Here is a 24501-nt window from a genome sequence, read left to right as displayed (position 1 = left end):
AGCTTAATGGTTACTTAGTCTCTTCTTGCCTAATAGCAATGCTTTTAGATGACAAGAAGAGTGAATTCAGTGGGAGTCAGGAAACTGTAACCACAGCTAGCGATCATCTACTAAAATCCTCTGCTTTTAGCTATCAAGGCTTTATTTTCATAGCACTAAAAAAGTGATATAATATGTAAATCGGATACTGTAGAATTATGTCGCAAATGCCTATATTTGCGATTTTTAAAAAAATACATATAAAATTAGGTGCCTTACTATGAAAGTCGGAATCATTGGCAATTACGGCCATGACAATAATGGGGATGAAGCAATTCTGCAAGGAATTATCACGCAGCTTACAGACCATTTACTCATCCCAAGACAAAACATTACAATATTTAGCAACAATCCTGCAAATACTGAAGCACGCTATAACATGAAAGCGGCTTATCTACTATATAAAAAAGGTAGCTTCTTGCAATCAGTTGTTGAAACAATGAGAAGAAGCCGTAGCATTATGAAGGACTTAGATGTAGTCATTATTGGTGGCGGCGGTATTTTAATGGATATGTATAAGCGAGATGCACCACTGTATAGCACCCATGCGATGCTCGCTAAAATGTCTGGCTGCAAGGTCATTATTTATGGTACAGGAGCAGGTCCCATTCAAACGAAGCAAGGGACGTTTTTAATAAAAACGATGCTACGTGTTGCTCAGTCTGTTTCCGTTCGTGACCAAGAATCAAAGCAGCTTCTTGAAAGTATCGGTGTGACTAAAAATATCGATGTGATTGCTGATCCTGCGTTTCAGCTTGGAGAAAACATTAGTAAACAGCCCTCAAAAAAGATAAAAAATATTGGGGTAACGGCAGTACCTTACTTTAGTGAGCAGTATTGGCCGGTTAGTGATGAAGCCGTATATACTCAATATGTTACTCAGTTCGCGAAAAATTTGGACATCCTGATCAGAAGTCACGACGTGAATATTACCTTTTTCTCCACTAAATTTCCGCAGGATATTACAGTAACGGAGGATATTCATAGTGCGATGGCAGAAAAGCAAGCGGTGACGATTTTAAAGGATAATTTGTACCCGAATACGCTCGCGAAAATTTGTGAGGAACAAGATATCATTATCGGCACAAGACTTCACTCCTTAATTTTATCTGTTGCGGCAAAAACGCCTGTCATTGGCATTGGCTATCATGAAAAGGTCCATAACTTTATGAAAAAAATTAATAAAGAGTCCTTTTTCGTTCATATTAAAAATTTAGAGAATGAAAATATGTTACGTGATTTAATATCAAAGTACGTGTCAAATTGGGATAAAGAACAGGAAAGTTATACAGCGATTTCTAGTGAGCAGCTTCTTGAAGCGCGAAAAGGGATACAACAAATTCAGCAAGTGATAGGCCAGGTGAAATAAATGACTGCAAAAAAAGTTTTAGTGATTACAAATATGTATCCAACAAATGTACATAAGAGCTTCGGGATTTTCGTGAAAAATCAAGTTGAAGCGCTACGTAATCACGGCTTGGCTGTTGACGTTGCTGCCATTCGTAATCCGCGAGGTGGGAAGCTGAATGTGATTAAAAAGTATTCAGGCTGGTTTCTTCAAACACTTAGTACACTGCTGGCAAAAGGAAAACAGTATCATGTAGTGCACGCGCATTACGTGTTTCCGAGTGGTTTACTCGCTTTGTTTTTTAAACAGCTGTTTGGTACAAAAATGATAGTAACCGCACACGGCGGTGATATAGATAAAATGGCGCGAAAAAATGCGCGGATTTTTAACATGACAAAAAAGATTATGCATAAATCTGACCATGTCATTGCGGTGGGACAAGAGCTTTATGATACAATCACTAAAGAGTTCAACGTGCCATCCGACAAAGTGTCTATCATTAATATGGGAGTCAACCGCTCTGTTTTTAAACCGGTGCCGAAAAAAGAAGCTAAACAAACGTGCGGTATCCAAGCAAACATAACGCCTATTTTATTTGTCGGTAATATTCTTAAACAAAAAGGATTACTTGAGTTAGCAGGTGCGATGAAAGGTGTTGCGGATGAAATTACTAATGCGCACCTTTATCTTATTGGTGCCGAGAAGGATGAATCTTTTAAAAAAGAATTAGTGGCGCAGCTGACTGAGCTTGGTGTCGAGTCATCTGTGACGTTTCTTGGCGTGAAAACACAGCAAGATATTGCACAATGGATGAATGCAGCAGATTTATTTGTTCTTCCGTCCCATATTGAAGGGTTTGGCTTAGTGGCGCTAGAAGCCATGTCCTGCGGCACACCTGTTGTAGGGACAGCTGTTGGCGGCTTAAAATATTTACTTGCTGACGGAGCAGGAGAGCTAGTCGCTCCCAAAGATACAGATGCACTAAAAGAAGGATTAATTCGGATTCTTTCGTCTAACAGTGCGAAACATGATATGATAAATAAAAGCATAATGAGAGCAGAGGAAAACGACCAGGAACGAATGATCCAAAAGGTTATCGAAGTCTATTTTCCTACTGGAGGGTAGGATGAATGAACAAACGAAAAAAAGTAATATTTATTTCTTCTCTAGGCGGTCACTTAACACAGCTGCTACAGCTTAAACCGCTATTTGAAGAATTTGATTATCATATAATTACAGAAAAGTCGATTATCACGGAAGAACTAAGTAAAGAATATAAAATGTCCTTTCTTGTGTACGGGGCGCGTAACTATATGTTTAAGTATGTATTCAAGCTGACGTATAATTTTTTTAAATCGCTTTATTTATTTTTACGGGAAAAGCCTGATGTAGTAGTTACGACAGGGGCGCATACAGCTGTACCGATGTGTTATATCGCGAAGTTGTTTGGTAAAAAAGTAGTGTTCATTGAAAGCTTTGCTAAAACATCAACACCGACCATGTCGGGTAAGCTTGTCTATCCAATTGCCGATTTGTTTATTGTTCAGTGGGAAGGAATGAAAAAGCATTATCCTAAAGCAGTATATGGAGGTTCAATCTATTGATACTAGTAGTGCTCGGGACTCATGAACTCCCATTTAACCGATTATTGAAAGAAATAGACTCACAAATCGCAAAAGGAAATATAACGGAAAAAGTCATCGTACAGGTCGGGCATACACCGTATCGATCGAACACGATGGAATTTTTTCAATTCACCACCTATGATGACATGGCGAGGCTGTACGAGGAAGCGCGAATCATCATTACTCATGGTGGGACAGGCTCAATCACAATGGGCGTGAAGATGGGCAAAGTTCTCATTGCGGTTCCTAGATTGATTAAACATGGCGAGCATAACGATGATCACCAAATAGAAATTGTGAGACAGTTTACTGCAACCGGTCATATTTTATCATGGGATGGTGAAGCTGACTTTGCTGAACTTTTAAAACAAGCCGGCACTTTTTGCCCAAAACCATTCACAAGTGGTCGTAAACAAATTCTCTCTATTTTAAAAAATTACATTGAAAATGAAATTTAGATGTTTATCACCTGCTAAAATTGTCAATTTAAATATAAACTGTGTATAAAGAGCCTTAGTGCTCTTTTTTTTATACAATGGGGAGATAGTATGATGTCAGGCTTCGAGAAAACCTAATGTCTTGGATTAGAAAAAACCTAATGTTTGGATTCCAACGCGGCTCATTGTACAAAAATTATTGCAGATAGGCGCCATACACTTATGTTAATAATGAGAGGAGAGATTGTATGTCAAAGCTCAAATGGATCATGTTTGTCGGAGGAAACATTTTACTCTCCATTGTATCACTCTATATCGGGATTTACTTTTTAGTCGGACGCTTGTATGGAGACCAACCTCTTATGCACCCGATTATAGCTGTCCCTATTTGGTTAGCTTTATTTGGTTTGCTGAACTTCCTTCTCTTACGTGAAGAACAATTTAAACTGCGCCGCTGGCTAACAGCATTTTTCATTAATGCAGCAGTATTTGCCGTTATATATATCATTTTAAATGTGTAAAAGTAGAACCGTGGCACGGGTGGTGCGCACGGTTCTTTTTTTGGTGCAGAAGTGGTTGGAGAAGAAGTAGAGGGAGGATTTAAATTGTTGGATCGACCTGATGCTAGTCGTAATTTGGTGAATGAATAATCGGACAAGCGACAGCGTTTCGACACGCCACGGCGGATAAACGACAAGTTACGGCGGATAAATGGAAATTGTAACGCTGAAAGAGGAGTCGCGGCGGAAAATCGACACGCCACGGCGGATAAACGACAAACTGCGGCGGATATATATATTGTGGTGATAACCTAGTGGGAAGAAAAAAATGGATTTCGAGCGCAAATATGTCAACTTGGTGAACATCGACACAGAATGGTAGATATTCGACACCAAACCGGTAGATAATCGACACGCAACCGGTAGATAATCGACATCAAACAGGTAGAAATTCGACACGCAACCGGTAAAAATTCGACAACGAACCGGTAGAAATCACTTTTTAATACAAAAACTCTTTATCAAACTAAGTAACCCCACCTTAATACAATCTATTGCACTAGACATTAGGGGGATGCATGTATGATGTGCACTTTCTCCAACTCTTCTTCCTCATCTGCATTGAGTCCATCCTTAATCTACGTCTCAAGTCTTAGTGTAAATTAATGCTTAGGCTCATTCTTCTACCAGTATTTACCCTTTAAGATAAATAGTGGAGTTAGCGTTAAGTTGTCAATTCACACAGTCTCATATTGTGCCAGTCAGTTGGCTAAAAGCATCGCATTTTTTCGTTTAGTGACTTCTTACGGCAGCCTAGATCAGAGTAAAACCTAGCACTTACACATTTCATGACTCAATTCATTACTTTAGTCACTATGTCATATGGCTCTTTTTTGGATATAGTACAGAGGTGAGATTTTTACAAATATATCCTAGTTAATTTCCAAAAAATAGTTGACGTGCATAAGTGTAATGGTGTACTATCCAACTAGAACAGTAAAACGAGACTAAAGCTTAAACCAGAAAGACCATGCAACCCCCAAACTAAATACATCATGCAAACACATCATACAAAACAAATCAAGTAAACATACCAGTAAAGTAGGACAAAAAGAAAACAAATAATAAATTCAAATGTTTTACGAGGAGGAAGTATTGTGAAAAAACTAATCGTGCTTTTAGCAAGTAGCGCAATCCTACTATCTGCTTGCGGTCAGAAGGATGAAGCGGCATCGAAGGTGTCTGCTGAGGAAACGGTTGCACAGAAGGTAAAGGTTACAGAAGTGACAGCGATTCAATTAGGCAAAGAAACATATGTAGAGGCGGAACTCCTGCCATCTATTGAGGCGGTTGTTAATGCTGAGTTATCAGGAACAGTGATGGGAAAATTTTTCGATGTAGGTGAATCCGTCCAAAAGGGCGATATTCTTATTAAACTAGACAATGATGATGCGCAGCTAAACTATGAGATGGAAAGTTTGCAAAGTGAGCGAGCTAGCGTGCAATATAACAAATCCAAGGCAGAGCGTGAATTCGCGATAACCGCTGCTGAAAAGAATAAGCAGGAAAAAGAGATGGGGCTTAAGGATGCTGAAATAGCGGTAACGACTCAAGAAAAAGCAATTCAATCAGCTGAACTAGCTGTTCAACAAGCACAATCAGGTTTCAACACAGTTGACCGACTGTACAAAGCGAAGCTTCAGCTTCATGAATCAGGTGCCATTTCAAAAGAAGAGTTACTTCAAGCCGAAACGCAACGGAATGATGCACAAATCTCATTGCAGCTTGCCAAAGATCGACTTGAGCTTGAGAAGCTAGGCTTAGAGCAAGCGAAGCGTCAAGTTGAACGAGCAAAGATGGCACTTCAACTTGCAACAGACGACCTATCGAAAGCGAATGCTTCTTACGATGAACAGCTTTTAACTCTATCAAGCAGAGAGGCACAGGTTGCCAAAGACCGTGCTGCGCAATCGCTTGAAAAAATTCAAATTACAGCGCCGGTTGATGGGTTAGTTACAAACATAGACGTTATTGTTGGGGGAGCAATCTCACCAGGGCAACAATTAGCAAAAATTGAACAGCAAAACCCTCTTCACATCCGTGCGTATGTATCAGAATCTGATTTGCAAGCCGTACAGAACACAAAGAAAATGGGTGTATATTTACCAATACTAGATAAAAAGCTTTCAGCTAACGTGCTTTACATATCTCGCTCTTATGACAAAGCAAAAAGCGGATACGAAATTAAGTTAACTGTACCAAACGATGACTACAGTATTTTACCTGGTATGAGCGCACAATTATTAGTTGATGATTCAACGGCAAAGCAAGTTATGACCGTGCCGGTTAGCTCGGTTATTACAGAAGAAGGAAAATCTTACGTGTTTGTCATTGAAAACAACGTAGCAGAAAAACGCGAGGTCAAAGTAGGACGTAAAACGACAGAGCTAGTAGAAATTATGTCAGGTGTAAAAAAAGGTGAAAAAGTAGCTGTAGTAGGAACGGGATTATTAGAAGACGGAAGTAAGGTAGACATTCTAGATTAATATAAGGGGAGGGAGAAGCTGTGATAAAAGGCGTTCTCGAAAGAAAGGTTATCGTATTTTTAATAAGCTTTATCATTTTAATAGCAGGTAGCTTATCAGCATTAAGCTTACCTATCCGTATCAACCCAGCGGTAAATGCCCCTTATATTCAAGTGCAGGCTTCTGTTGATAATGAAATAGATATTGAGAAAATGGAAAAAGAAGTGGCGTTACCGTTAGAAAATTTTATTTTAAATGAACCAATTGTTAAAAACGTGTATGTAACTACAAACACGAAGAACGTATCAATCCAAGTGCTTGCGAGAGATTCAGCTAAGCAACAAGAGCTAGACCGTTTAATGCAGGATATTCAACAACGTCTAAACGTCCTATCTGTTGACCTTGATTACACAGATGTAAAGCAGTTTAAAGCAAGTGATATGGAACTTATGGTGCTAGCAATTGTACCAGAAGATATTACCGATGAAAAAACACGTAAAGAAATTGAAGATGTCATTGTTCCTGCGCTTAATAACGTCAAGGATATGAAGCGTGTGCAGCATTCGCTTCAATCATATGAAGAACGATATGTATTTGAGCTTAAAGATGAAAAAGTGAAGAGTCTACAAAAGGCATCGCAAATTGCGAATGAAGTGCAGCAAAGCTTCTCTTCACCGTTACTAGGTACCATTTCGTATGACGGGGATGATTTCCGTGTTAAAAGTGCACAAGAAATTAAAACGTATGAAGATGTAGTAAATTATAGACTTCAGGATGGTACGCCTTTACTAGATTTAGTAAATGTTAAAGTTGAAAGACAATCAGACTCAAATTTTAACAGAACAGAAGGAAAGCCATATTACGAAATAATTCCATATATTGTGGATACAGCGAGTGAAGTAAAGGTGTCAAAAGAGGTACGTACCGTATTAGAAGACCTTCACAATAACCGATTAACACAATGGGACTATTACTATATATGGGATTCATCTGAATTCATCGGGCAAGCGGTTAAAGAGTTAATCATTAACATTATGATAGGGGCCACTGTGGCAGCAACTGTATTGTTACTCGTGTTCCGTAACATTCGTACCGTACTCGTAATTGCCTTTAGTATTCCAATTTGTATTATGACTACGTTTATATCGATGAAGATGTTTAATTTTAGTATTAATATGATATCGCTTATGGGATTAGGGCTCGGTACGGGAATGATTGTTGACGCCTGTATCGTTGTGTTAGAAAACATTTTCAGAAAAATTCAAGCGGGTTACGATCGCCTTCAAGCTGTTACGGAAGGAACAAAAGAAGTTATTGCACCTGTTGTGTCATCTATTTTAACAACCGTTGCCGTATTCCTGCCAATTGGATTAGTCGAAGGTATGATTGGTGCGATGATCAAGCAGTTAGCTTTAACGGTGACAGTATCATTGCTTGCATCTTTAGTCGTTTCGATGACAGTTATACCAATTGCAAGCTATAGTTTTATTAAGCAAAAAGAGCAGTCGGAGAAAAAAGAAGGGCGCTTACTTAAAGCATTCGAGAAAACATTAGTATATGCACTAGATAGAAAGATTCGGACAATATCTATTTTCGTTGTGGCACTCATAGCTTCCGTTATGTTATTAGTAGCTGTTGTACCTAAAGGCTTCTTACCAAACGTAATGCCGCGTTTTTTACAAGTACAATATGAAATTGATGAAAATGTAAACTTTGAAACGAGCAAACAAATGCTAGAGTCAGTCGCTAGTAAAATAAAAGATATTGAGGGTGTTTCACAATTATTCTACTGGACAAATGAAGGAAGAAGTCATAGAGCTTCAATTTTCGTGCATTACCTACCTGTTGATGAAATGACCAGATCTGAAGACGATGTGAATGCAGAAGTGAAAAAAGTAATAGAGGAAAACATTCCTGCGCAATCTCTATACTTAAGCTCTGGGGTGTCTGATACGTCCAATCAAACATTACTTTCTATTAAAACAACGTCTATAGAGACGATGGTGCAAGCATTGCCTGTTGTAAAAGAACAATTAATGGCTGTGGACACTGTAACAGGTATTGAAACAAGTATGTCAGAAGAAACGAAACAATGGGTAATCGATTTTTCACAAGAGCAGCTTTCACACTATGGATTGTCAAGATCTGAAGTAGAGCAGTATGTCGCTTTAGTGTTGAACGGTATGAAAGATATTGAAATTAAAATTAACGGCCAAGATAGATACGCGAATATTCAATTCTCAGATGCGTATCGTGAAGCATCAGATGCTCTTTACAATATTCCGATTCGCGATGATATATTTATTAGTTTAGACGATGTTGCATCATTAACGACAGAGCAAACACAAGCAAATCGCTCGCGTACAGATGGAGAGTATGAAACAACGATTACAATTTACCATGATAAAGAAGATAAAAACACTGTTGTTTCTTCCATTAACGCATATTTAGCAGATTATAATAACCAAGAGGTTGACATTGGGTTTGCGGGACGTGAGCAAGACCAAGCAGAAGGCTTCCAAAGCTTGTTAACAGCTTTAGTCGTGTCAATGGCATCGGTGTTCTTAATTTTAACGATTCAATTTAATAAACTTCGCCAGCCATTCATCATTTTTGTATCACTTGCCTTTACAATAATAGGCGTATCAATCGGCTTCTTAGTAACGGGTAGAACATTTGATATGATGGCAATGATTGGAATTATTATGCTAGTCGGAATTGTCGTGAATAATGCGATTGTGCTTATTGATTTCATGAATAAACATCGTGATGAATTCCCAACTATTCGTGAAGCGGTTGTCGAAGCAGCCAAGGTCCGTGTGCGACCAATCTTTACAACAACGTTAACAACTGTCGGTGGATTAATTCCCATGTTAATTGGTGGATCGGAAACATCTGATTTCCAAACACCAATTGCAACGGCTGTTGTGTTCGGGTTACTATTTTCAACGTTTGTAAGTTTGTTATTTGTACCAATGATGTATGAACTCTTTGAAAAACCAAGAACTCGCCGCGCAAAACGTAAACGAAAGCAGAAGGAAGTAGAGGAAGAAGTAGTAGCGGTGTAAGTATGAGTCAAATAAACGGATGTCGTCCGGTCTGAAACGATGGAAGAAGTGACCGATCTCAACCATTAAGAATATAGGAAAATGAGGTGAATAACGTGAAAAGGATTATTACTAGTCTTTGTATCGTACTGCTTTTCATTGGCAGTACGATGCCAGGGGTAACGATAGCGGCAGAGTCGTCACAAGTGATCGCGATAACACTTGAAGATGCTGTAGAAAAAGCAATTGAGAGTGATGAAAATATTGCTATTCTTAACTACCAACTGAAGGTGTTTGAGCACCAAGTGAAAGATGCAGAAAATCAAGAGGACGATCTTGATGATAATGGTGTTGATGAAGATGAAGAAATAGATGATGATACGTTACTAGCGATGTGTGGGGTCCCTGATACGCCAGAATATATGCAATGTTTTATAACACAAGTAACAATTCAGGTACAACTACAGCAAATGTTCGGTGATCAGCAGAAGATGTCCGAGAAGCAGCGTAAAGAGTCACGTAAGCAAATTGTTCGTCAAATCGAGCAGCTTAATATTGAGACTGATAAATCAGAAATATCACTAGAAGAACTTAGAGCGGGCGTCAAGCTCATGGTTGCCTCTGAATATGTCAAAGTGCTAATGCTTGAAAAACAAACAGACATGTTGCAGCATCAATTTGAAATGGCAAAACAAGATCTTACTATTAAGCAGCTGCAATTTGAGTTAGGGTTAATTTCAGAGGATGTCCTTGATAAGGCAGTAGAAGCTAGAGATGATGCCATGAAAGCAGTTGAGGATAGCAAAGAGAACACAAGCTATGAGCTGTATAAGCTTGCGTTTACGTTAGATATTCCATCAACAGCAAAGCTTAAGCTAGATGATATTGAGATTCCAACTGATAAAGTTACAATGAAGGAAAGTCAAATAGATTCATTCGTAGAAAACACATTCAAAGTTCAAAAAGAAGTGAAAAATGTAGAATTAGCAAAATTTAATATGAAGAGAGTAACGCGTTCAGAAGAGCGTAAAGCAGAAGAGTATCGTGTGAAGATTGCTGAAGAGCAGTTAGCACAGCTTAAACAGTCTTTAGAAACAAAAATACAAGATACTTTTAAGCAAGCAGAGGATGCTTTCGAGGCTACTGAAGTAGCAGTTGCAGCATATGAGGATACTCAAGAGGATTATGACACTTTTGAACTACAATACGAGCTTGGTTTCATATCGAAACAACAACTAGATCAACTAAAAGCAACCGTATTACAAGCAGAAGTGAATGCAGCTGTTAAACAATATGAATACTTTCTAGCATATGAGCAATTAAAAGCGTTACAAGAAGGATACATTATGTAAATGCAACAAAATACGAAAAAATAAATCTAGCTACCAACTAAATTTTATTAAAAAAAGACCTACCAAATCGGTAGGTCTTTTAGTTGTGGATTTTGATACAAGTCTAGGTGGTTTTCATACCGTAATAGAGTAAGTTTAGTCGTAACGTAATGTATAGCATAATAATATCACAATGCTAGCAACTGCTATTATATACATAGTAAGTTGCTAGCATAGTGTCACAAAGAAATTTTAACAAAAAATTTACGATAATATGACGAATTGTTAACTTGACTTCCCATACGGCTTGTAAAAGGTTACGATATCATCTGATAGAACAAACACTTCACAAGTTAAAGTGGGGGGACTTATGGTAAAAGAATGGAACATGCTTCGTGTAGTGGCATGCTTGAGTGTTGTATTGTTACATAGTACGACACAAACGATATATGCAGTCGGCGCGCCTAAAATTATAAACTATGATTTATATAGAATACTATTATGCTACGCTACACCAACCTTTATTTTATTATCAATCGTTATTCTAGCAAATAAGTATCAAGAAGGTTTGCCACGCCATTTTTGGCCAAGCCGTCTGAAATGGATACTAGCACCTTATGTAGCATTTGGACTGATAGATTCTTTTGTTTTAAAAATAAAAAATCCGTACTACAATCTTGAAATAGGAATTATGCAGCATATATTTCAGGGTAAATTTGTCGGGTGGTTCATATTAGTCATTTTTCAATTTTACATTTTGTACTATATTGTGAATCGCTTCAAACTATCTATGACATATTTATTGCCGATCAGTATGGTCGTCATGTTTTCATACTTATATTTTTTAAAGCATATACCGCAACATCTAGTTCCGTATTCACATTATTTACGTCTGCCATTTATCGCATGGTTTGGTTATTTCACTGTAGGTTATCTAGTAGGAAAGCATTATAAAAAAATAGCAGCCATTCTTTTAAAATGGCGTGTCCTGACCGTTGTAGCTGTCCTCGTATCAGTTATTATCATCTATTTATCCTATAAATCAGGCTACGTTGTTATTCACTCAAGACGTCTAGATTTATTCTTTTTAGTTATTTCAAGTTCAGCGTTAGTTATCGCGTGGGGACAGTTAGTTCCAAACTATAAATGGATCACATTATTAAGTAATTACTCCTTTGGAATATATTTAATGCATTGGCAAATACAAACGTTTATAGCGCCATACACAGCACAGTGGTTTAGTCATACGAGCACAAGGGTAGTTAGTCTATTCACTGCATCTCTTGTACTCTCCTTAATTATTATAAAAATAATATCAACACTACCATTCGGATCCTATATAGTAGGCAATGTAAAAAGAAGCAAAAAAATTGTGATACATGAGAAAAAATCACTTGCAACGGGACAATAATCGACTTTTCACGACAAAACTTGTATAATGTCATTGTAAATGGAAGCATGGGGACGGTTCTCATGCATCCTTCATGACGGAGAGAGGAAGCATGAGAACCGTCCCCATGCTTCTTTAGCGGGGAGGAGCAAGAAAATGAAACGACTTTATTGTGGATTGAAATATTACTGGCATTTGTTTCGTTACAAGCGTATGTATGCGAAGCTGTCTACTATAAATGATGAACAAGCACAAAGTACTATACAACGACGAATTGACTATCATGAAAGACGAGCGTTGTCAGCGATGACACGTCAATAGAGGACCTCCTTCCATTCGGCTAGGGGTCCTTTTTGTTTATGGCCGTTAATCCATGCAGACCGTTCGTAAAACTAATTAAATTACAAAAATATTACAATTCTTGTCGATTACTGTATTTTTATCGCGAAATTTAGTATTATAAAGAATATTAGATTTATAGAGTAGGAGTTGTAGAGATTTTGAATAAAAATGATTCAATACAGAATGAATTTTTAAAGATTCTTCAATTTGCATATGAGCAAGGAATGGAAAAGACAAATATAACAGCTAATGAACTTGTTGAGCTATTAAAGATAAAGTTAGAAGAGCTTGTTGTAACTGATCAATAAACTAATTCCTCAATTTCTCAAGAGAGCAGTAGTCATAGAAACAATATCACTGTTTTCGGAGTAGTTAAGGAGTTTTATATCGTTCACTAGACAATAGCTTTTACAAACAATATAACGACGATCCATAAAGGGATACTCAGGCCAATGCCCCACATAATACCTATAAAAGGACGGTTTTCTTCCACAAGTCATGCACCTACTTTTACGATTGTTTATAAACAGTATATCCAGGTTAATCACATCATAATCGGTGCCGTGGGTGGAAGAAGAATGCGAACAAATGTCTAAACAAACGTTTGATTAGATGTTTGTTCGCATACATGTCGTTATGTCGTTAGAAAAAAAGTAGCTTCTCAATGGTATAGGAAAAATGTGCAAAATCAATGTGCATTACAATAATTGCATAACACTTCACCTCTCATAAAAAAGCCTTCCAGATTTGTGGTCTGGAAGGCTTTTTGTGCAGTGGTTATTTAAGTCCAACAACTATGCTGTTACTATTTTATTTTAGATTTCACGAGCTTCTGCAAAGTTGTTCATTAAATATGCAATCATAATGGCTAAATATATGCTAGCAGCTGGTGCAAAGAATATATGTCCTGCTGTATAGGCAATTCCTAGCGCTAATACAACACCGGATCCTATCAAAATGTTTTTCGTATTAAATAATTCAAGGAAATGTCGTAAGAACGTAACGAGTAACCATAAAGCAATTACAACATATGGCAATAAGAATAGTACAAAGCCTATTGAGCCAAATGAGTAAAATAAGTCATGGAAGTCGCGTTCTACAACCTTCGCTTCTTCTTCATAATTTCCTGCGTAGCCCATACCTAGAAGCTTTTGAGATGTTGGTGCTTCTGCATAGTATTCTTTATGCATCGCAAGGAATTTCTCACGACCACTTAGCATAATGTTCGTCATGCCTTCTTCACTGATATCATCTATTGCCACTTCATTTTCTTCTATTTTCTCTTTATCTACACCAACCCAGCCTAAGTGGACGTTTGTGTTAAAATACACAGGTGTATATTGTGAAATAGAGAAGAAAATGGCCAGTAAAACAGCGTTAATGACAATGCTATATTTTAGATGCTTTTGCTTTTTCCAGAAAAGCTCAATAATTGACATACCTAAACTTACGGCTAGTACAATCGCAATCGCACCCCAGCCAACCTTTGTGCCAAGAGCAAGAAGGGAAAACATGATCATCACAACAGGAATCCAATAATAACTCGTTTTCCAGCTCTTTGTGTTGCGTAGTGCATAGTACACAACGACAGGTAAGCAAATTGCCATAATGGCACCAAGCTCGTTCCCAGCAAAGAACCAACCTTGGTGGCCTTTCTTAATACTCTCGTAGCTTTTAATGCCAGTACCTGTAAGCGAGGCTATTATCATGACTGCACCAATAACAATCATGGAGTACGTAATATAATTTTGTAGCTTTATATCCCAATTTGCAGCTTTTTTACGTAATGCACGGAACGCGTAGTAGTAGCTAAAAAGTAAAATCGTCATGTATACAAGTTTTGCAATATTTTTACCTTCTGCAAATATACTCATTGGTTCTTTTACTAGGAAGTTATTTGCTAAGCTAATCGCAAAAAAGACAAATAAAATGCCTAAGTAAGAAAGAACTTGTAGCTTTGTTTTCTTATCATCCACTGTTAATAAGTAAAGCAACCCAAGTAGCATGATTGCAAACCGTATAAGAATACCTAGTGTTAAATCTTGTTTTAAAAGAAAAATGGATAAAGAAGTAAATAAGTCTAAAAGTGGCTGAAACAAAATAAATAGAAGTAAAAAGGTGTCAAACCTTGACTTCAGCAAGTCTGATATTTTATTTACCATGTTCAAAAAGTACCTCCATAACATTGTTTGCAATCTGAGAAGCAACATTATTATAATAGCATTTTCGACATATTTTTTCATTAAATGTTCATAAAATTTATATGAAAAAATTGGTAGAAAAAGAGAAAGCCCCCTTTGAAGAGAGCTTATGAATTTTGTGAAATTCGCTTTGCTGCTTCAAGTTTCTCGTACAGCTGCTCCAAAATGATTTTGTTAATCAACTCTTTGTCCGTAAGCATTTGCCTAACGTGGGGAGAAGGTACGAACGGAATAGAAATAGATATTTCGTTATTTTCAAACTCCACTTCATTAACTTGTTGTTGTAGCTTTTGTATGTAGGATTCTAGGTGTTTTGATGTCATTGTAATCCCGCCTATTTTTTAATGTTCACATGCAAAGACGATGTTAGCTTGCTTTCTTGCTTGCTCTGTAATAGAAAGAACATCGCGACTAACCGTTTGCCAATAAGTATATGCCTCGTGATCCTGTTCCGTAATAATACGAACGAATTCATTAATTTCGTACACCATGTCATTACTATGCTGCGGCTCAGCTAGCTCAGTGGTTGGATTCCCTTTTCTATCTTGCCATGAGATACTTGAAATTGGTGCGACGTGGTCAAGTGTGATTGTTCCATTCTCGCCTTGAATCTCATTGGCTAAATAGGAGTCCGTTATTTTAGAATATAAAATTGTACAAATATGCGTATCATACGTTAACACGATAGTTCCGCTACCATCGATGCCGTTTTTTAATAAAACCGGATGAAAATGTATGCTGGTTGGTGGTCCGTATAAATAGACAGCAAGCGAAATAGGATACACACCGAGGTCCACTAGCGCGCCACCGGAGAAAGCAGGACTAAAAATATTTGGCTCTTGTCCTGCAAGAAGTGCATCGTAGCGTGATGAGTATTTTTGATAGTGAAACAATGAGCTGCGAATTGCTCCGGCGTTGTTTAATGTACTTTTTAATATTTTACTGTTTGGAGCGTGTAGGTTACGGAACGCTTCGAACACATACACTCCATATTCTTTAGCAAGGACCATGATTTCATCCCACTCAGCTACGTTCGAAAAACTTGGTTTTTCACATATGATGTGTTTTTTTTGTTTAATAAATAGCTTAGCCTGCTCAAAATGAAGTGAGTTGGGAGAAGCAAGATACACGGCGTCTATATCCGAACTCATAGCCATCGTTTCTAAATCTGTAAAAGTAATAGATATGTTATGTTTTTGAGCGAACGCTTCTGCCTTTTCTTGTGACCTTGAATACACACTTGTAACAGTAGCAGCATTTGTTTGTGTGCTAGCACCTATAAATTTTTCTGTAATAGAACTTGTCCCAACCGTTCCTATTCTCATATTGATCCACTCCTAATCTAACTTGTTGTTTCTTTCTCCTTAATACGATCCCTTTCTTCAGTAAAGAGTAAAAAAGCAATCAATGAAAAATGGGTGGGGGATTATCTAATGGTGCAAGTTTTAAGGATACATGCAGCTCCCCAGATGTATTCACTCCACCATAAAACACCCGCGTTTCATCGGGAATATGTAAGCTATGTAATCTTTGTAAAAGCCATGCCTTGTCTTTGTTTATTAATTGTAGCACATCGTATTGTATTTCACCGTCAAGAATGACTGGTACTTCATAGTTACCAGGGTACCTTGCCATCTTCATATCTTCTCTCGTAACAGACTCCTTCTCGCTATATTGCCGTACTGATATGTCACCGTTTGCTTCAATGATGGCCAATTCAACATTTTTCACGTTAAAAATATCCTTTGCCCGGAGCATCGATAAAATATTATCAATGGAATATGAAATCTTCCTCATGTTTTTTAATAAAAATTGTCCGTTATATATAACGATGGTTGGTTCAAATGTTAGCTTATTGCCAATACGGCGGTATTTTAATTTGAAAAATATGATTACTTTTTGAAGCAATGCAATAAGAACCATGGCAATGATGGTATGGACGTGCTCGATCTTTGGGTCTGCAATATCAGCCCCAACAACGGCACCTATGACTAGTATGACAAGGTAGTCAAAGACAGGGAGCTGCCCAATGGACCGTTTGCCCATAAATAATGTAAGAATAAGCAGAAGTGGTAATATCGTTACAATCCGTCCCGTTACAATGATGGCATCTTGTAGCATAATGTCCTCCTGTATAAGTTTTAGCAGTGACGCGCTGAGAATTCAAAAATACGCATTAATTACTAGAGTAATCTATGTTGCTTAACCATTATTAACGAACACGCCTTATAATCCTATGTAAAAAATCCAGAAAGTGAGATATAACTGCGAAATACGCATAAACACTGGAAATTCACGCATAAACACCAAAAGTTCACGCATAAACACCAAAAATTTACGCATAAACACCAAAAACTCACGCATAAACATCAAAAACTCACGCATAAACATCAAAAACTCCGAATCTAAATTAAATCGTATGTTATTATCCAAATGCAAGGGAAGATAGAGTGATTGGAAATATATATGTCCCGCATCTTGTAGCCGAAATCCGACAATGACGTATCGTTCTCCGGCTTTAATGTGTATGTTTCTCTCTTAAAATGTGTCGTGACATTAAAAAAGTAAACGGAATAGCTATAAAAGTAGCGAGCAGAGGAGCTATTTTTTCATTAACCTTGAAAAGCTCCACTAAGAAGTACATGCCTCCTGTAGAAATAAGAATATTGACGACGTTCGTTACCGGAAACTGGATAAATTTCATCAAAGTCGGCTGAGTTCTGTACGTGAAATATGTATGTAAAAAAAACGACCCCACCATGCTAATTAAAAACGAAAGTACATGTGCGACCACATAGTGCCATCCCGTTATGAACACCAAATATAAAATATAGTAAAAGAACGTGTTAATTATCCCGACGATGATAAAGCGTATTGCTTCCTTGGATATCGTAATAATTCCTTCCGAGATCAAAATAATTCCGACACCTTTCCACATTGTTACTATTAGCATTGCCAAAACGAACCCTATCATGTGAAAGCAAGTTTCAAAAATTGACACAAATACACGATTGCTATAATTACCATCGCAAAAACATTTGTGAGCGATGTCGAACATTGTTATAATAGGAAAGAATTTAATAGGGACGCCTTATCACCAGATGAGGTAGAGGTGCAAGCAAAAAGAGTCGCACATGTGAGGATGACAACAATGATCATGTGTAAAAGGTTTGTTTGCCGAAGTATGTATATTAGTTGAAAGTATACGTACTGGTATTACCTTGAACAAGGGTAATACTGTCATAGAGCTAATTGTCTCTATGGAGAGCTACTGATCGTGGAAATAACACATTACTAGGTAATGGCAGGTTATTTTCCTGCTGTTGCCTTTTTATGTTCTCACGAAACTTACATTCCTCTGATTCCCTTTATTAAAACTTAATTTAGGAGGATTTCATTTATATGGAAAATACAATTTTCTCGTTAATCCCGCCGTTAGTGGCGATATTCATGGTGGTATTGACACGTCGCGTTTTATTGTCACTTGGTTTAGGTATTCTATCAGCAGCTTTACTTTTAGCTGATTTCTCGATTCCGGCTACCTTAACAAAAATATGGTCAAGCTTTGCGGTCATTTTTGTCGACGGTGGAGAGCTAAATACGTGGTACGTTTATATAATTTTATTTTTATTATTGCTAGGCGTCATGACAGCCATCGTGAATTTAGCAGGAGGAAGTCGTGCTTTTGGAAACTGGGCGATGCAGCGTGTGAAGACGCGCGCAGGCGCTAGTGTGATTACAGCGTTTCTTGGTATTGTTATTTTTATAGATGATTATTTTAATAGCTTAGCAGTTGGTCAAGTGAGTCGTCCGTTAACAGATCGTCATCGAATTTCTCGTGCGAAGCTAGCTTATTTTATTGATTCAACAGCAGCACCAATTTGTGTAGTTGCGCCTGTATCAAGCTGGGGTGCCTACATCATTGCGACGATCGGTGGTATTTTAGTGGCACATGGTATGACAGACGTGAGTGCTTTTTCTGCATTCATGCAAATGGTACCGATGAATTTTTATGTGTTTACAGCTCTTATTATGGTGTTTGCTGTAGCATTGTTTGATTTAAATATTGGTAGTATGAAGGTTCATGAAGAACGTGCATTAGTAAAAGGACAAATGACTGACCCTAATCGTGGTGCAGTTCCTGGTGAATTAAAATCCGAGCTTCCATCAAGTACTAAAGGCACAGTGGGGGATTTAATTTGGCCAATCGTCGCTTTATTAGTGGGGACAGTGGGTGCGATGCTTTGGACAGGTAGCCAAGCTACGGAAGGTACTGTCACGATACTAGCTATTTTTGAAAATACAGATGTGGCCGCTTCGTTATTATATGGTGGGTTAACTGGCGTAGTCGTTTCGCTTCTTTCATATGTCAAGCAACGCCCAGCAGCTGCGCTTGTAGGAAAAGGTATTTGGGAAGGAATTCGCTCCATGCTGCCTGCTATTTATATTTTGATTTTAGCGTGGATGATTGTGAGCTTAATTGGTGAGTTACAAACAGGAACGTATTTAGCGGGTCTTGTAGAAGATAGCAACATGAACATTGCTTTCTTGCCTGTTATACTATTTTTGATTTCTGGATTTATGGCTTTTGCAACAGGAACATCATGGGGCACGTTCGGTTTAATGCTCCCAATCGCCGGAGACATTATGGCTGTTACAGCACCTGAGTTAATGTTACCTGCTTTAGCGGCTGTTCTTGCAGGTGCCGTGTTTGGGGACCATTGTTCACCTATTTCTGACACGACGATCCTGTCGTCTACAGGAGCGGGCGCGCACCACATCGATCACGTATTAACGCAGCTTCCATACACACTGGTAGCGGCTGGAACAGCGGCAATTGGCTACATTGTGTTAGGGTTTACGGGTAGTACAGTTTTAGGTTTTATCACAGCAGTAGGTCTATTACTCGTAGCTATCTTCTTTTTTAAAAAATCATCAGTAGCAGCTACGGCTCGTGAGTTAGTGAGTGAGTAATTGAGGAAAGAGTCGACTATGGCAGTTGGCTCTTTTTTTTCATCTTGCTGATAAAGCCATCTATAAAAAAAGTAGTCCGGTATATATAATAAAATCGAGGTGTAGCGAACATGAATATTTTTCAAAAAAGGATTACGTGGGCGAGTCTAGCGATCTTATGGTGCATAATTATTTATTTGTTTACGGAAATGCCGCAGTTCACAGGCTCATCGACAAAAGGCTTTCTTGAGCAGCTTATCCCTTTTCCGGAAGTACTTAACTTTATTAATTTTGTAATACGTAAATTAGCACATTTCACTGTGTTTGGAGTGCTTGCTGTTTTAGTATGGAAAACAGTAGAAGGTTGGCGTTATTCTTACTTAATAGCGTGGGTCACCGCAACTTTGTACGGAGCCTTCGATGAATATCATCAGAGTCTTGTACCGAATAGAACACCATCTTTTAAAGACGTTATGATAGACTCGTTCGGTGCGTTTGTGTTTCTTGGGTGTTTATTTCTTTATGTAATTTATAAAAAGCGAAAAAAGCAAGTAAGCAGCAGCTCTAGCCTGTAACGGTTACGGGCTGTTTTTTACTATTACAGGAATGTTCATTTCTATAAAAGGCTTTTCTGTGATGAATAATAAACCGAGTAGAAGAGGTAAAATAAAAGTTGCTAATATAATAAGAGAGTTTTTTGACAGCATATGACTAGCATGAATCTTATAGCGCCACATTGTTAAAAGAAACACTATCAAAAGTCCACATGTAATCCCAAGAAGGTTTGCACATGCATCTAGAAATTCAGCTGAACGTGATTCTAATTTATAATGCCGATATTCCTCAATGATACTTATAAAGGACAACATGAACCATACGCGTGCTAGTAAAAGCCGTGGAATTTCTCTGTCAGAGACTAAAAATATAACCAAACCAACGGCTGTGCTAAAAAAGCCCCAAGCAAAAAAATGCATTATCTTATCAGGGCCAAAGATTATATCAATATTAAAACGAATCATGACCACCACACCATCCTTACTGTGAGTATCGACAGCAAGTTAGAAAAACAAACACCACCTTACATATTATAGAAAAATAATAGTGCGATTTCCCTATATACATTGGGTAAATATTCCCTTAATGTAAAAAAGTAAGAACTCACATAAAAGAATAATTCGCACAAAACCGTTCGAAAAGGGCAAAATCATTGAAAAATGATGACGCAAAGCTTCAGGGGCTAAGGTCTGTATTTCTATGAGACTATGCTAGCCAGCTGCCGAATATAAGAACCTTTTAGCGGTGTAAAGTGTATACCGAAGAGGGGCTGTATTAAGAGTAGCTGTTTGTTATAGAGAAGCATGCTATCAAGAAAAATAAAAGAGAACCTCTCATTGGGGTTCTCTATTTTTATCCAAGCTTTTTCAGTTTGCTATTAAAAAACTTAATAAATACGCGATCATGTCCTTTGTAAAACTTAAATCCGAGTAAACTTAGTGGTGTCCATATCTCCTTTAATTGTAGTAAAGGCATTAGGTTTCCTCCTGTAAAATCACTATATTTATAGTCTACAAAGATTAAATGGTAAAAACAAACAAATACGTTAGACAAATGTTGCAGTTATAGTAGGACAAAGGTACTTGTTCTCCTCACTTTAACTTGCGAAATATGTCAAAATATATTACTTTTTACGTGTTTTTGATGAATGAAAGAGGATAGTCGCATAAACCGTCGAATGCTTCTAAAAAAGAAAAAGAAACAGAGAGGTACCAGTTGAATGAATAATTCAATGAAGTCTACGTTACTCCAAGAAGAAAAACGAGCAGTCGTTTTATATTTAATAGCTTTTTATTTCGTTTTTGCATTATATGACTTTGTGTATTATTTTCTCGTTCATAAGTATGTGTGGGGGAATACTCCTAAGTTGCCTGGTGGGAAGTTATATCTTCTTGTATACGCCGCAATAGCTATTTTAATACCAATTGCGATTTATCTTTTTAAAACCGGGCGTGTCTTTATAATCAAGTATATCTATTTTTATACTTACATTGCATTCAGTTTTACATCTGATATTTATATCTATTTAACTACTGATGCATCATATTCTTCAGGCAATGCTGTTGAACTTATTATAGTTTTATTTGCTCCAATTTTTGTTGATAAAGTTTATTATCGTGTTGTTGCATATGGATTGGTCATCAAATATGCTTTCATTGGGTATATCATACAGGACGCTACGGTTATTTTACCTATCGTATTATATACGGCTTTAGGAATAGTTTCGTACATAATACTCAATAGATTCTTTGGATATGTAACAGCTATAAAAAAATCATATGATACGATGCTTGAGGGTATGGTTAAAGGTATTATTACTACGCTTGAACTTAAAGATCCGTATACACGGGGACATAGTGAACGTGTAGCAGAATATGCTCAAATTTTAGCCGCTGAGCTAAGTGAGTTTACAGGAGAACAGCTGAAAACCTTTAAATATAGCTGTTTATTACATGATATAGGAAAGATATATATTCATGATGACATTTTAAGAAAACCTAGTTCTCTAACTGATGAAGAGTATGATGAAATCAAAAAGCACACAACGGTAGGAGCAGATGCTGTTATGAAGATCGAGGGATTTGAAGATCATGTACCTATCGTAAAATATCACCATGAACGATGGGATGGGAAAGGATATCCAGACGGTGTTCGTGGAGAGGATATTCCGGTGTTAGCTAGGGTAACTGCTATTGCCGATGCATTTGATGCAATGACTTCTAATAGAGCTTACCGAAATGCACTGTCGTTTGAAGAGGCACATCGTAGACTTATTAATGGAAGTGGCACACAATTTGATCCTCACCTTGTAACTTACATTGATAAAGTTATTCCTAAATGGAGAGAAGTCTATAAATCTTATAATAGCTATGAAATTTAAAAATCATAGAATCATAAGTATAGGAGGTGTCAGAATGAAAATTAGAAAGTTAAACAAAGTGAAGGTTACTTGCTGGTGGTGCATATTCTTACCAGGTGGCGGTAAGCCTTAAAGAGAAGTGGGTTATCCTGACAAAGGGTAACCTGTTTTAATTTGTGGAGGGATTTATATGGAGCTGCATAAACAACTAAAGTTAGTACCACTTAAAATATCAGAGGATCAAAACGGTAGTTATATTGTAAAAGACATAGAGAAAAACGAGTACTATGAGATGCCTAAACTCTGTGTTGACGCTATAAGATTGCTAGAAGCAGGTACTAGCATTGATGAGGTTGAGACGATTTTAATCAGGGAATACCCTAATGAAGATATAAATATGACTGAGTTCACACAGCAGCTGATAGATTTAGAGCTTGTGGCCAATATGAGCGGTAAAGAATTGCAAAGCTCCACGAAAAAAGTAAAATCTGTTAAAGATTCATTTGCATGGATTACTCCTAGATTCGCTAAACTATTTTTTAATAAAAAGATGATGAATTTGTATATGGTGCTAGCCATATTCAATGTTGCGTTCTTTCTATTCAAATCAAATGCAGTTCCACAATATAAAGATATCTTTATTACTCCGTATATGTTCCTGAATACATTAATGTGGATAGTGCTCACTTTTTTTACGATACTTATTCACGAAATGGGGCATGTGTTAGCAGCGCGGGCAAAAGGTTTACCAACTCATCTTTCTATTAGCAACCGATTGTTTTTAGTAGTTGTGGAAACAGATTTAACTGCTGCTTGGGAGCTTCAACCAAAGGAACGGTCTCGATTATACTTGGCGGGTTTGTGTTTTGATCAACTTGTTTTAAGCTTAGGGATCATGGGACAGCTCTACTTTCAAGAATCATCCTTACTGTTTGCTTTGTCAAGGTTGTTAGTGCTAGATGCAATGATTCGGATTTTGTATCAGACAGCAGTTTTTCTCAAAACGGACTTATATTACGTTATTGAAAATAGGACAGGGTGTTACAATCTACAAGAACGCAGTATGGCATTGCTCCGAAACAAAGGTAATCAAACAGACGAACCAGGATGGCTTAAATATTTTGGGCTTTTAAACATGAGCGGTGTTTTCGTCGTAATCGGACTTGGTATCTTTTATTTTATTCCACAAATTTATTTTAGCCTGCAACAGTATGCAATTCCTAATCTCGCAAAAGGTTCATTTTACTTTTGGGATGGGGTGGTCTTTATTGGACAGTTAATACTGTTTGTAGTATTTCTTATAGTTGCGCTTGTTACTAACAGAATATTTAAGAAAGTTTAACAAAAACTATGTTGACAGATAGCTAGACTTCATCAATGATAAGAAGGTGCAAATATCTAGGAGGATGGCAGCATGAAACGAATGATAGTTTTTTTTATTATTTTATTGATAACAGCATGTGGGAGTAGTGAATGGAAAGCTACATCAGCTTTTTTTGTTCAAGAAGGTGACCATTACATCTCTCTTATCGGGCCGAAGAGTAAATTAGGCTTAAAGATTGACGAGCCTTTTATGAAAAATAAAGATGTACAAACGGCTTGGTATTTGTGGGATGCTGAAGGTGAATATATCACTATTAAGGCAACACACAAAGAAACAGATAGAGAAGCTATTGTTATAGAAAGTGCTACTTTACAAAGTACGAAACAGTTTGGAGCGAATAGAGTGTATACCGCTCCGATGACATTTGAGGAATCGGGTAAGTGGCGCATTGATATATTAACTGATAACGAATTGTTTGCATCAATAGTGGTGGAGGTCCAATAGTGAAATGACTACAGGGGGTGG

The 24501-nt window shown here is 37.4% G+C and carries 23 protein-coding genes and 2 riboswitches; of the genes, 16 read left to right on the top strand and 7 right to left on the bottom strand.

Translation table 11 applies throughout. The features are described from left to right. Window positions 1-259: 259 nt before the first annotated feature. The 11 genes from EJF36_RS18640 to EJF36_RS21645 all read left to right on the top strand — a co-directional run bounded on the left by EJF36_RS18640 (window position 260) and on the right by EJF36_RS21645 (window position 12892). A complete protein-coding gene (locus tag EJF36_RS18640; protein ID WP_125907736.1) occupies window positions 260-1408 on the top strand; it encodes a polysaccharide pyruvyl transferase family protein in 1149 nt (382 codons plus the stop codon). Next, window positions 1409-2512, top strand: coding sequence for a glycosyltransferase (locus EJF36_RS18635; RefSeq protein WP_260471944.1), 1104 nt, complete (start codon window positions 1409-1411; stop codon window positions 2510-2512). Between the two features lie 5 nt (window positions 2513-2517). Next, window positions 2518-2991: a PssD/Cps14F family polysaccharide biosynthesis glycosyltransferase gene (gene pssD, locus EJF36_RS18630; protein WP_125907735.1), complete on the top strand. Its 474-nt coding sequence runs from the start codon at window positions 2518-2520 to the stop codon at window positions 2989-2991. Then, window positions 2988-3470, top strand: a complete 483-nt coding sequence (pssE, locus tag EJF36_RS18625) for a PssE/Cps14G family polysaccharide biosynthesis glycosyltransferase (protein WP_125907734.1) — start codon at window positions 2988-2990, stop codon at window positions 3468-3470. Before pssD ends, pssE begins: the two co-directional genes overlap by 4 nt. A gap of 227 nt (window positions 3471-3697) precedes the next feature. Continuing rightward, on the top strand, window positions 3698-3970 hold the full coding sequence (locus EJF36_RS18620; RefSeq protein ID WP_125907733.1) for a hypothetical protein: 273 nt from the start codon (window positions 3698-3700) through the stop codon (window positions 3968-3970). A gap of 1136 nt (window positions 3971-5106) precedes the next feature. Then, the gene (locus EJF36_RS18615; protein ID WP_125907732.1) at window positions 5107-6495 is read left to right on the top strand and encodes an efflux RND transporter periplasmic adaptor subunit; all 1389 of its coding nucleotides are present in this window, start codon (window positions 5107-5109) and stop codon (window positions 6493-6495) included. Between the two features lie 20 nt (window positions 6496-6515). After that, window positions 6516-9542, top strand: coding sequence for an efflux RND transporter permease subunit (locus tag EJF36_RS18610; RefSeq protein ID WP_125907731.1), 3027 nt, complete (start codon window positions 6516-6518; stop codon window positions 9540-9542). Between the two features lie 95 nt (window positions 9543-9637). Next, entirely contained in the window at window positions 9638-10873 is a 1236-nt protein-coding gene (locus EJF36_RS18605; RefSeq protein ID WP_125907730.1) for a TolC family protein, read from the top strand. Window positions 10874-11222: 349 nt separating this feature from the next. Beyond that, a complete protein-coding gene (locus tag EJF36_RS18600; RefSeq protein WP_125907729.1) occupies window positions 11223-12263 on the top strand; it encodes an acyltransferase family protein in 1041 nt (346 codons plus the stop codon). 135 nt (window positions 12264-12398) lie between these two features. Next, a complete protein-coding gene (locus tag EJF36_RS21650) occupies window positions 12399-12563 on the top strand; it encodes a hypothetical protein (protein ID WP_185806966.1) in 165 nt (54 codons plus the stop codon). Window positions 12564-12742: 179 nt separating this feature from the next. Continuing rightward, window positions 12743-12892 carry a hypothetical protein gene (locus EJF36_RS21645; RefSeq protein ID WP_185806965.1) on the top strand — a complete coding sequence of 50 codons (150 nt, stop codon included), beginning with the start codon at window positions 12743-12745 and terminating at the stop codon, window positions 12890-12892. A gap of 507 nt (window positions 12893-13399) precedes the next feature. On the opposite strand, the gene EJF36_RS18595 is transcribed toward EJF36_RS21645, so the two are convergent. The 5 genes from EJF36_RS18595 to EJF36_RS18575 all read right to left on the bottom strand — a co-directional run bounded on the left by EJF36_RS18595 (window position 13400) and on the right by EJF36_RS18575 (window position 17738). Continuing rightward, the gene (locus tag EJF36_RS18595; RefSeq protein WP_260471998.1) at window positions 13400-14746 is read right to left on the bottom strand and encodes an O-antigen ligase family protein; all 1347 of its coding nucleotides are present in this window, start codon (window positions 14744-14746) and stop codon (window positions 13400-13402) included. 146 nt (window positions 14747-14892) lie between these two features. Next, window positions 14893-15108 carry a hypothetical protein gene (locus EJF36_RS18590; RefSeq protein WP_125907727.1) on the bottom strand — a complete coding sequence of 72 codons (216 nt, stop codon included), beginning with the start codon at window positions 15106-15108 and terminating at the stop codon, window positions 14893-14895. A gap of 18 nt (window positions 15109-15126) precedes the next feature. Further along, complete coding sequence (locus EJF36_RS18585) at window positions 15127-16110, bottom strand: Gfo/Idh/MocA family protein (RefSeq protein WP_125907726.1); 984 nt, start codon at window positions 16108-16110, stop codon at window positions 15127-15129. 79 nt (window positions 16111-16189) lie between these two features. Beyond that, a complete protein-coding gene (locus EJF36_RS18580) occupies window positions 16190-16906 on the bottom strand; it encodes a DUF421 domain-containing protein (protein ID WP_260471943.1) in 717 nt (238 codons plus the stop codon). Window positions 16907-17303: 397 nt separating this feature from the next. Beyond that, a complete protein-coding gene (locus EJF36_RS18575) occupies window positions 17304-17738 on the bottom strand; it encodes a GtrA family protein (RefSeq protein WP_260471942.1) in 435 nt (144 codons plus the stop codon). Between the two features lie 146 nt (window positions 17739-17884). Then, window positions 17885-18064, top strand: a riboswitch (Lysine riboswitch). A gap of 123 nt (window positions 18065-18187) precedes the next feature. On the opposite strand from EJF36_RS18575, the gene EJF36_RS18570 reads away from it, so the two are divergent. Continuing rightward, window positions 18188-19759 carry a Na+/H+ antiporter NhaC family protein gene (locus EJF36_RS18570; protein ID WP_125907725.1) on the top strand — a complete coding sequence of 524 codons (1572 nt, stop codon included), beginning with the start codon at window positions 18188-18190 and terminating at the stop codon, window positions 19757-19759. A 110-nt stretch (window positions 19760-19869) separates the two neighbouring features. Beyond that, window positions 19870-20313, top strand: a complete 444-nt coding sequence (locus EJF36_RS18565; RefSeq protein WP_125907724.1) for a VanZ family protein — start codon at window positions 19870-19872, stop codon at window positions 20311-20313. Window positions 20314-20316: 3 nt separating this feature from the next. Here the strand turns inward: EJF36_RS18565 and EJF36_RS18560 are convergent, their stop codons facing one another. Together EJF36_RS18560 and EJF36_RS21940 are read right to left on the bottom strand one after the other, a co-directional pair. After that, window positions 20317-20757: a VanZ family protein gene (locus EJF36_RS18560; protein ID WP_125907723.1), complete on the bottom strand. Its 441-nt coding sequence runs from the start codon at window positions 20755-20757 to the stop codon at window positions 20317-20319. A gap of 168 nt (window positions 20758-20925) precedes the next feature. Continuing rightward, window positions 20926-21019, top strand: a riboswitch (cyclic di-GMP riboswitch). 126 nt (window positions 21020-21145) lie between these two features. After that, window positions 21146-21268 carry a hypothetical protein gene (locus EJF36_RS21940; protein ID WP_260471941.1) on the bottom strand — a complete coding sequence of 41 codons (123 nt, stop codon included), beginning with the start codon at window positions 21266-21268 and terminating at the stop codon, window positions 21146-21148. A 244-nt stretch (window positions 21269-21512) separates the two neighbouring features. On the opposite strand from EJF36_RS21940, the gene EJF36_RS18555 reads away from it, so the two are divergent. The 3 genes from EJF36_RS18555 (at window position 21513) to EJF36_RS18545 (ending at window position 24480) form a co-directional block, all read left to right on the top strand. Beyond that, on the top strand, window positions 21513-22673 hold the full coding sequence (locus EJF36_RS18555; protein WP_125907722.1) for an HD-GYP domain-containing protein: 1161 nt from the start codon (window positions 21513-21515) through the stop codon (window positions 22671-22673). Between the two features lie 169 nt (window positions 22674-22842). Then, the gene (locus tag EJF36_RS18550) at window positions 22843-23994 is read left to right on the top strand and encodes a zinc metalloprotease (protein ID WP_125907721.1); all 1152 of its coding nucleotides are present in this window, start codon (window positions 22843-22845) and stop codon (window positions 23992-23994) included. A 72-nt stretch (window positions 23995-24066) separates the two neighbouring features. Then, on the top strand, window positions 24067-24480 hold the full coding sequence (locus EJF36_RS18545) for a hypothetical protein (RefSeq protein WP_125907720.1): 414 nt from the start codon (window positions 24067-24069) through the stop codon (window positions 24478-24480). Window positions 24481-24501: the final 21 nt, after the last annotated feature.

The organism is Bacillus sp. HMF5848 (assembly GCF_003944835.1).
Lineage (GTDB): Bacteria > Bacillota > Bacilli > Bacillales > HMF5848 > HMF5848.
Note: the sequence above shows the minus strand (reverse complement) of the source record. Positions and strands in the feature narration are given on the sequence as shown.